This is a genomic window from Actinomadura rugatobispora, from assembly GCF_042656285.1.
Taxonomy (GTDB): Bacteria; Actinomycetota; Actinomycetes; order Streptosporangiales; family Streptosporangiaceae; genus Spirillospora; species Spirillospora rugatobispora.
In genome coordinates this window covers 1-7357 of record NZ_JBHSON010000194.1, presented here as the reverse complement: position 1 = coordinate 7357, position 7357 = coordinate 1, and the positions used below count along the sequence as shown (strand labels likewise).

The 7357-nt window shown below is 73.0% G+C and carries 10 protein-coding genes and 1 tRNA gene; 6 read left to right on the top strand and 5 right to left on the bottom strand.

What is annotated here, in order from left to right; translation table 11 throughout:
* The coding region (locus tag ACFPZN_RS55480) for an HD-GYP domain-containing protein (RefSeq protein WP_378293406.1) at positions 1-1024 on the bottom strand (1024 nt) is incomplete at its 3' end.
* Between the two features lie 199 nt (positions 1025-1223).
* On the opposite strand from ACFPZN_RS55480, the gene ACFPZN_RS55475 reads away from it, so the two are divergent.
* Positions 1224-1604 carry an STAS domain-containing protein gene (locus ACFPZN_RS55475; RefSeq protein ID WP_378293403.1) on the top strand — a complete coding sequence of 127 codons (381 nt, stop codon included), beginning with the start codon at positions 1224-1226 and terminating at the stop codon, positions 1602-1604.
* 6 nt (positions 1605-1610) lie between these two features.
* On the opposite strand, the gene ACFPZN_RS55470 is transcribed toward ACFPZN_RS55475, so the two are convergent.
* Genes ACFPZN_RS55470 through ACFPZN_RS55460 form a run of 3 tightly spaced genes read right to left on the bottom strand, consistent with a single transcriptional unit; the run spans position 1611 to position 2712 of the window.
* Positions 1611-1907: an MTH1187 family thiamine-binding protein gene (locus ACFPZN_RS55470; protein ID WP_378293401.1), complete on the bottom strand. Its 297-nt coding sequence runs from the start codon at positions 1905-1907 to the stop codon at positions 1611-1613.
* 13 nt (positions 1908-1920) lie between these two features.
* Complete coding sequence (locus tag ACFPZN_RS55465; RefSeq protein WP_378293399.1) at positions 1921-2307, bottom strand: DUF7715 family protein; 387 nt, start codon at positions 2305-2307, stop codon at positions 1921-1923.
* A gap of 57 nt (positions 2308-2364) precedes the next feature.
* The gene (locus tag ACFPZN_RS55460) at positions 2365-2712 is read right to left on the bottom strand and encodes a hypothetical protein (protein ID WP_378293397.1); all 348 of its coding nucleotides are present in this window, start codon (positions 2710-2712) and stop codon (positions 2365-2367) included.
* 98 nt (positions 2713-2810) lie between these two features.
* On the opposite strand from ACFPZN_RS55460, the gene ACFPZN_RS55455 reads away from it, so the two are divergent.
* Complete coding sequence (locus ACFPZN_RS55455) at positions 2811-3575, top strand: enoyl-CoA hydratase-related protein (RefSeq protein WP_378293395.1); 765 nt, start codon at positions 2811-2813, stop codon at positions 3573-3575.
* Between the two features lie 24 nt (positions 3576-3599).
* Positions 3600-4013: a PaaI family thioesterase gene (locus ACFPZN_RS55450; RefSeq protein ID WP_378293393.1), complete on the top strand. Its 414-nt coding sequence runs from the start codon at positions 3600-3602 to the stop codon at positions 4011-4013.
* Between the two features lie 191 nt (positions 4014-4204).
* Here ACFPZN_RS55450 and ACFPZN_RS55445 read toward each other — a convergent pair.
* A tRNA-Ile gene (locus ACFPZN_RS55445) sits at positions 4205-4278 on the bottom strand.
* A 196-nt stretch (positions 4279-4474) separates the two neighbouring features.
* Here ACFPZN_RS55445 and ACFPZN_RS55440 point away from each other — a divergent pair.
* The 3 genes from ACFPZN_RS55440 to ACFPZN_RS55430 form a co-directional block, all read left to right on the top strand.
* On the top strand, positions 4475-5206 hold the full coding sequence (locus ACFPZN_RS55440; RefSeq protein ID WP_378293391.1) for an LppX_LprAFG lipoprotein: 732 nt from the start codon (positions 4475-4477) through the stop codon (positions 5204-5206).
* The gene (locus ACFPZN_RS55435) at positions 5203-6735 is read left to right on the top strand and encodes an MFS transporter (RefSeq protein WP_378293389.1); all 1533 of its coding nucleotides are present in this window, start codon (positions 5203-5205) and stop codon (positions 6733-6735) included. Before ACFPZN_RS55440 ends, ACFPZN_RS55435 begins: the two co-directional genes overlap by 4 nt.
* A gap of 35 nt (positions 6736-6770) precedes the next feature.
* The coding region (locus ACFPZN_RS55430; protein ID WP_378293387.1) for a wax ester/triacylglycerol synthase domain-containing protein at positions 6771-7357 on the top strand (587 nt) is incomplete at its 3' end.

The following is a 7357-nucleotide window of genomic DNA, read 5'->3' as shown; positions in this document are numbered from 1 at the left end:
GGCCGTTCATCTTCTCGTGGTGGTGCATGATCCCGGCCAGCGCCTCGTCCAGGAACCCGATCTCCCGCACGATCTCCAGCCCCCGCATCGGATGCAGCTGGATCGCCGCGAACTCCTCCTCCGACAGCGACCCCGACTTCTGCAGCACCTTGGTGGGGACGCCGAGTTTGCCCACGTCGTGCAGCATGCCCGCGTACCGGATGGCCTCCACCCGGTCCGGGCGCATCCCGATCTCGCGCGCGATCATCACCGAGCCGCGCGACACCCGCTCGGAGTGGCCGCGGGTGTAGTAGTCCTTGGTCTCCACCGCCTGGCACAGCGCCGCCAGCGTCGCCGCGTGCGCCTGCTGCTGCGCCTGCGTCTGCTCGAGCGCCCACCGCGCGATGAACAGCGGCAGCAGCACCAGCACCGCCGCGAGCGGACCGACGCCCACCCGCGACCACAGCCCGGCGACCAGCAGCCCGAACATGCCGTACCCGAGGCATCCGGTCGCCAGCCGGCCGCTCCCGCTCACCAGCTCCCGCACCGACGCCTGCCTGCTCAGCAGCAGCGCTCCGCCGGTGAGCGCGAGGTTGACGAAGACGAAGGTGACCAGGGAGCCCAGGAACGGCCCGATCACCTGCTCCACCCACCGGGCGTGGCCGGGCCGCACCCGGTCGCCGCCCAGCAGCGCGAACACCGTCCCCGCGAAGTAGCCGCTGAGGGCGAACTGGGCGCCGTTGAACAGCCGCTTGACGAACGGGACGAGGCGCTGGCAGGTGACGACCGCGCACACCCCCAGCAGCGCCGCCCCGGCCGGACCCAGCAGCACCACCGACGCCAGGCTGGCCGCGAAGCCCAGCGACACCCGCGCGCGGCGGACGGTGAGCCGGGCGGGCGCCGAGTCGCAGACCAGGAAGAGCAGGGCCAGCACGACCAGCGTGGGCCAGTCCATCCCCTCGAACGACGCCGTCGCGATCAGCCCGGCGGCCAGCGCGACCACTCCGCAGACGTACGCCCAGGCGGCGAGCGGGAGTCCGGGCACTCGGCCTCCTCCACGGTCGACTCTCCCGCGCCAGCCTAACCGATCCGTGCGCGCTAGGTGAGCGATTCGTCACCTACAGCATCGGAGGTCGCGTCGAGCGTCTTCGCCCGTGGCGGTGACGGCGGCGAGAAGTCCTGCTTCACTTGAGGGGCGAACGTGGAGGAACTCTTGTGTCACCGCGAGCCAGAGTGAGGACACCATGAAGGACACCGCCGTCGACATGGTCGTCGTGGAGGGTGAGCGGCACACCCACGTGCTCCTCTCCGGCGAGATGGACCTGCTCTCCGCGCCGTCGGTACGGGAACGCCTGTGGGAACTGGTCTCCGAGCGCCCGCTCGTGGTCGACGTCTCCGGCGTCTCGTTCTTCGACGCGGAGGGGCTGCGCATCGTGGCGGCCACCGCCCGGCGCGGCCTGGAGTGCGGCACCGGGATGGCGCTGGTCGGGATGCGGCCCTTCCCCGAGAAGATGTTCCGCATCCTGCGGATGCACGAGGAGGTGCCGCTGTGCTCGTCGGCACGCGAGGCGCTGTGGTGCCTGCTGCCGCGCACCGACGAGGAGATCGAGGGCTGGCTGGACTGAGCCGGGTCACCCCCCGGCCAGATGCCGCTCCACGCTCTCGACCTTGGCGTTCAGCGCGTCGGTGACCCCGGGGCGCAGGTCGGCCTTCAGCACCAGGCTGACCCGCGGCGCGACCGCCGCCACCGCCTCGGTGGCGGCCTTCACCACCGCCATCACCTCGTCCCACTCCCCCTCGACGGTGGTGAACATGGCGTCGGTGCGGTTGGGCAGGCCACTGGCCCGCACCACCCGGACCGCCTCCGCCACGGCGGCTCCGACTTCCTCCCCCGTGCCGAGCGGGGTCACCGAGAACGCGACGAGCACAGCGCACCTTCCGTCAAGGCTGGACGACCTGCCGTACCACGATCTCATCCAGCCGCCGCTCGACGATCACCCCCACCGGCCAGTCGCGCACCAGGATCCGCAGCAGCGCGGCCTCGTGCTCGGCGAAGGAGGGGTCGCAGCCCTGCTGCTCCAGGCTGGAGCGGATGGCCAGCACGTAGTCGGCGTCGCTGAACCCGGGCACCTCGCGGACCATCGCGGTCGTGGTGGCCCGGTGCGAGTTGAGCCCCGCGAACGAGCGCCCGCAGCCGCACCCGCCGTCGGGGTCGCCCTCGTCGCGCGGGCAGACCACGCCGATGTGCACGAGCTCGCCCTCCACGCACCAGGCGAAGTCGTTGTCGCGGTAGCCCTGGGTGGCGTTCGTGGCGGTGAGCAGCTTCAAGGCACTACCCCCTTGCGCGTCCATCGACCACGCCTACCGTACGACGCGGCTCCGACATCACGAGCAGGCGCCTCGGGCACCGGCCGGATCCGGCACCAGCGCGGGCACCAGCTCCGGCAGTTCGGCGGCCCGGCCCGTCTCCACCCGGGCGTACACCACGCCGTAGAGCGCGTTGACCGTCAACTCGGCGGCCAGGTCGGGCGAGCGGGCCCCCGACCGCCGCATCTCCGCGGCGAGCAGCCCGGTGAGCGTGCGCAGCAGCGCGTCCTGCCGCCGCATGGCCTCCGGGCCCGCGGCGGCGACGACCCCCGCCAGGATGCGGCGCCGCTGGTCGTCCCGTACGACGTGGCGCGGCAGGCCGTGCCGGCCCCCGGGCAGCTTCCCGCCGACGATGGACTCCACCACGTGCCGTCACGCGCCCTTCCCGTGCTCGCCAGGACTCCCCAGCCTAGGCACCTCCGGCCGCCCGTGCGGGAGAAGCGACGATGACGTAGCGTCACATTATGAGCGATGTCCTCGTCGAGCGCGACGGCCCCTTCATCACGATCACGATGGACCGCCCGCGGCGCCGCAACGCGCTGTCCCGGGACTTCCTCCTCACCCTGACGGAGGCGTTCCGCGAAGCGGGCGGAACGGACGCGCGCGGGATCGTCCTGGCGGCCAACGGCCCGGCCTTCTCCGCCGGGCACGACTTCGCCGACATGGCCGGGGCCGCGCACGCCGACGTGCGCTCCCTGCTCCAGACCTGCACCGACCTCATGCGGACGATCCAGTCCGTGCCGCAGGTGGTGGTGGCCCGGGTGCACGCGCTGGCCACCGCGGCGGGCTGCCAGCTGGTGGCCTCCTGCGACCTGGCCGTCGCCGCCGAGAGCGCCGCCTTCGCCGCCCCCGGCGGCAAGGGCGGCTGGTTCTGCCACACCCCGATGGTCCCGATCTCCAGGAACGTGGGCCGCAAGCGCGCCATGGAGATGGCGCTGACCGGTGACGTCATCGACGCCCGGACGGCCGCCGACTGGGGCCTGATCAACTACGCGGTCCCCGACGACGAACTGGAGAAGGCCACGCGGGAACTGCTCGAACGCGCCACACGGGGCAGCGCCCGCAGCAAGGCGCTGGGCAAGCAGGCCCTGTACGCGCAACTGGACCGTCCGGAACAGGACGCCTACACCTACGCGATCGAAGTGATGGCCGCCTCCAGCCAGACACCGGAAGCACAGGAGGGCATGCGGGCCTTCCTGGACAAGCGCCCACCCACCTGGCCCGCCTGACCGCCGCCCCGGCATGATGCGGCCATGGACCTCAGCCAGTTCCTCGGCCGATCCCCCGGCCCGTTCGACGGCCTGATCGGCCTGACCCTCACCAGCGCCGACACCACACGCGTCGAGGCGGCCCTGCCGGTCACCCCCGACCTGCTCCAGGGCCACGGCATCGTGCACGGCGGCGTCTACTGCTCGGCCATCGAGACGACCACCAGCATCGGCGCCTCCCTCCGCGCCGGCCTGGACCGCCAGGTCGTGGGCATCAGCAACCGCACGCAGTTCCTCCGCGCCACGTCCGGCGGCACGCTCACCATCGTGGCCACCCTGAACTCCGACGACGACGGCCGCTACCTGTGGGACGCGGAGATCACCGACGACCAGACCCGCAAAGTGGCCGTAGGCCAGGTCCAACTCCTACGCCTGGAAAAGCCGACCCCCACGCCCTGACCAACCCGCCCCCAAGGGGGGCAAGGGGGCGAAGCCCCCAGGAAACCGGGGGCTAGGGGCGAAGCCCCAGCGGGGGGTGCGGGGGGCGAAGCCCCCTGCCAAGGGCCGGGTGCCCCCGTAAGGAGCGCCAGCGACTGGAGGGGGCGCGCGGCCCGGCCTGGGGTCTGGGGGTGGCCCCCAGTTAGACACAGTAGGGCGGGCGGGACTCGAACCCGCGACCCAGAGATTATGAGTCTCCTGCTCTGACCAGCTGAGCTACCGCCCCGTGCGTGCGGGCCTTGGATCGCGGTGATGGATGATCCCGGGCACGCCGGGATTCATCCTAGCGGCGGCGCCGGTTCGGGGGCCACTGGGAATGGGCCGGGTGGCGGGGGTCGGCCGTCCGGGGGATCGCGAGGGGGCGCCGAATCATACTCGGTACGGAGTGACGGGGCGTGGGGGTGGTCTGTAGGGTCCCGCCTATGTCCAGTGCGCGCGGTCGTCTTGTGCTGCTGATCCCGGTTCTGTGCCTGCTGCTGGTGGGTTCGGTGCTGACCGGCTGTGACGGGGACGGTGGTGGGGGCGGTGACGGCGGGGCGGCGGCGAAGCCCGCGTTCGACGCCGCGGAGACGCTGCGCAAGTCGTCGGCCGCGATGGCGAACGTGAAGAGCGCGGCGTTCACGCTGGCCGCGGAGGGCAAGCCGCCGATCATGGTGCAGGGCGGTGATCTGAAGCTGCTGCGCGAGGGTGACGCCGAGGGGACGCTGACGATCGAGCAGTCGGGCCAGGCGGTCGAGATGCGGGTCGTGGTGCTGGGCGACGCGGTGTACATCAAGGCGGTGACGGGCGGCTGGCGGCAGGTGCCGAAGGCGCTGGTGGCGACGTGGTACGACCCGTCGGCGGTGCTGGATCCGCAGCGGGGGATCTCCAAGCTGCTGGGGTCGGTGACGCAGCCGAAGGCGGAGGCGACGGAGAAGGTCGGGGGGAAGGACGCGCACCGGGTGGGCGTGGTGCTGCCGCGGGCGGCGATCGGCGGGCTGGTTCCGGGGGTCGACTCGGACGTGCGCGGGCAGGTGTGGGTCGGTGCGGCCGACCACCGGCTGCTGAAGGTGCGGGGGGAGATCCCGTCGGCGGCCGAGGGCGGTGACAAGGGGGCGGTGGTCATCACGTTCACCGAGTTCGACGCGCCGTACTCGATCAAAGCGCCGGCGTGAACCGGCGCCGCATCGCCGTCGGGGCGGGCGGCGCGGTGGTGCTGCTGGCCGCGCTGGACGCCTATGTGGTGACCACGATCCTGGTGTCGGTGGTGGAGGATCTGCGGATCCCGGTCAACCGGCTGGAGCGGGTGACCCCGGTGCTGACGGGGTTCCTGCTGGGGTACGTGGCGGCGATGCCGCTGCTGGGGCAGTTGTCGGACCGGTTCGGGCGGCGGGTGCTGCTGCAGGGCTGCCTGGTGTTCTTCGCGGTGGGGTCGGCGGTGACGGCGCTGGCGGACGGTGTGCCGCTGCTGACGGCGGGCCGGGTCGTGCAGGGGGTGGCGGGCGGCGCGCTGCTGCCGGTCACGATGGCGCTGGCCGGGGATCTGTGGGACGAGCGGCGGCGCGCGGTGGTGCTGGGCGCGGTGGGGGCGGCGCAGGAGCTGGGCAGTGTGCTGGGTCCGCTGTACGGGGCCGGGGTCGTGGCGCTGACGGGTGACTGGCGCGTTGTGTTCTGGGTGAACCTGCCGTTGACGGCGCTGGCGATGGTGGCGGTGCACGTGTCGGTCCCGGCCGGGCGCCCGGCCTCCGCCGTGAAGGTGGACGTGGCCGGGGGGCTGCTGCTGGCGGCGGGGCTGGCGCTGCTGGTGGGCGGTCTCTACAACCCCGAGCCGGAGGAGTCGGCGCTGCCTCCGTGGGGGCTGCCGCTGGTGGCGGCCGGGGGCGCCGTGCTGGTGGTGTTCGTGCTGTGGGAGGTCAGGGCGCGGACGAGGCTGTTCGATCTGTCGGGGGTGCGGCGCGGGCCGCTGCTGGCGACGCTGGGCGTGAGCTTCCTTTCGGGGGCGGCGCTGATGGTCACGCTGGTGGACGTGGTGCTGGTGGCGGAGACGCTGCTGGGCAAGGACACGTTCGAGGGCGCGCTGGTGCTGACCCGGTTCCTGGTGGCGCTGCCGGTGGCGGCGGTGCTGGGCGGGATGCTGGCGCGGCGGGTGGGCGAGCGGTGGCCGATGGCGGCGGGGATGGCGGTCGCGGCGGTGGGCTACCTGCTGATCGCGGGCTGGCCGGAGGATCCGGAGGCGGCCGGGTACGGGCCGCTGCCCCGGATGGACGTGGACCTGGTGGTGACGGGGCTGGGACTGGGGCTGGTGATCGCGCCGGTGTCGTCGGCGGTGCTGCGGGCGGTTCCGGCGGCGCGGCACGGGGTGGCCTCGGCGGCGGTGGTGGTGGCGCGGATGCTGGGGATGCTGCTGGGGATCTCCGCGCTGTCGGCGTGGGGTTTCCACCGTTTCCACGCGCTGACGGCCGATCTGCGTCCACCGCTGCCGTTCCTGATGCCCGCGGACGAGTTCGCGCGGCGGCTGGCGGAGTACCGCGCGGCCGTGGAGGAGGCGCTGCGCACCGAGTACCGGGAGATCTTCTGGATCACGGCGGGGTTGTGCGCGCTGGGGGCGGTGCTGGCGCTGGCGACCGCCGTCCGGGAGCGCGGCCGGGACGTCTCGGAAGGCGCTGACCGGCTGATTGGACCGGGTCTGGCCGGGAAGCACTGAACGAACCCATTTCCGGTGTGGCTGGACGGTACGGCATGACAGACAACGGCGACGTCGGGCGGAGCGGCTGGGAGCGGCTGGGCGGGCTGGACGCCGGTTTCTTCTTCGCCGAGTCGGAGGACACGCCCCTGCACATCGCCTCGGTGACGGTGTTCGAGGGGCCCGCGCCCTCGTACGGCGACCTGGTCCGGGCGGTGCTGGGCAAGCTCGGCGAGGTGCCCCGCTACCGGCAGCGGGTGCGGACGGTGCCGCTGCACCTGGGCAGTCCGGTGTGGGCGGACGACCCGCATTTCAACATCCTCTACCACGTGCGGCACACCGCCGTCCCGGTGCCGGGCGGGGCGGAGCAGCTGCGCAACCTGGCGGGCCGGGTGCTGTCGCAGCGCCTGGACCCGGCCAAGCCGCTGTGGGAGATCTGGCTGGTCGAGGGGCTGGAGGGGGGCCGCTGGGCGGCGATCACCAAGGTGCATCACTGCGTCGTCGACGGGGTCGGCGGGGTGGACCTGCTGACCGCGCTGTTCGATCTGAGCCCGGAGGAGGGGCGGCCGGAGCGGGGCGAGCCGCCGGTGACCCTGCCGGAGCCCGGCCCGGAGCCGTCGGGGGCGGCGCTGCGGGCGAGGGT

Coding starts and splice junctions, on each gene's coding strand:
- ACFPZN_RS55475 (WP_378293403.1), top strand. CDS start 1,224: ATGAAGGACACCGCCGTCGACATGGTCGTCGTGGAGGGTGAGCGGCAC.
- ACFPZN_RS55455 (WP_378293395.1), top strand. CDS start 2,811: ATGAGCGATGTCCTCGTCGAGCGCGACGGCCCCTTCATCACGATCACG.
- ACFPZN_RS55450 (WP_378293393.1), top strand. CDS start 3,600: ATGGACCTCAGCCAGTTCCTCGGCCGATCCCCCGGCCCGTTCGACGGC.
- ACFPZN_RS55440 (WP_378293391.1), top strand. CDS start 4,475: ATGTCCAGTGCGCGCGGTCGTCTTGTGCTGCTGATCCCGGTTCTGTGC.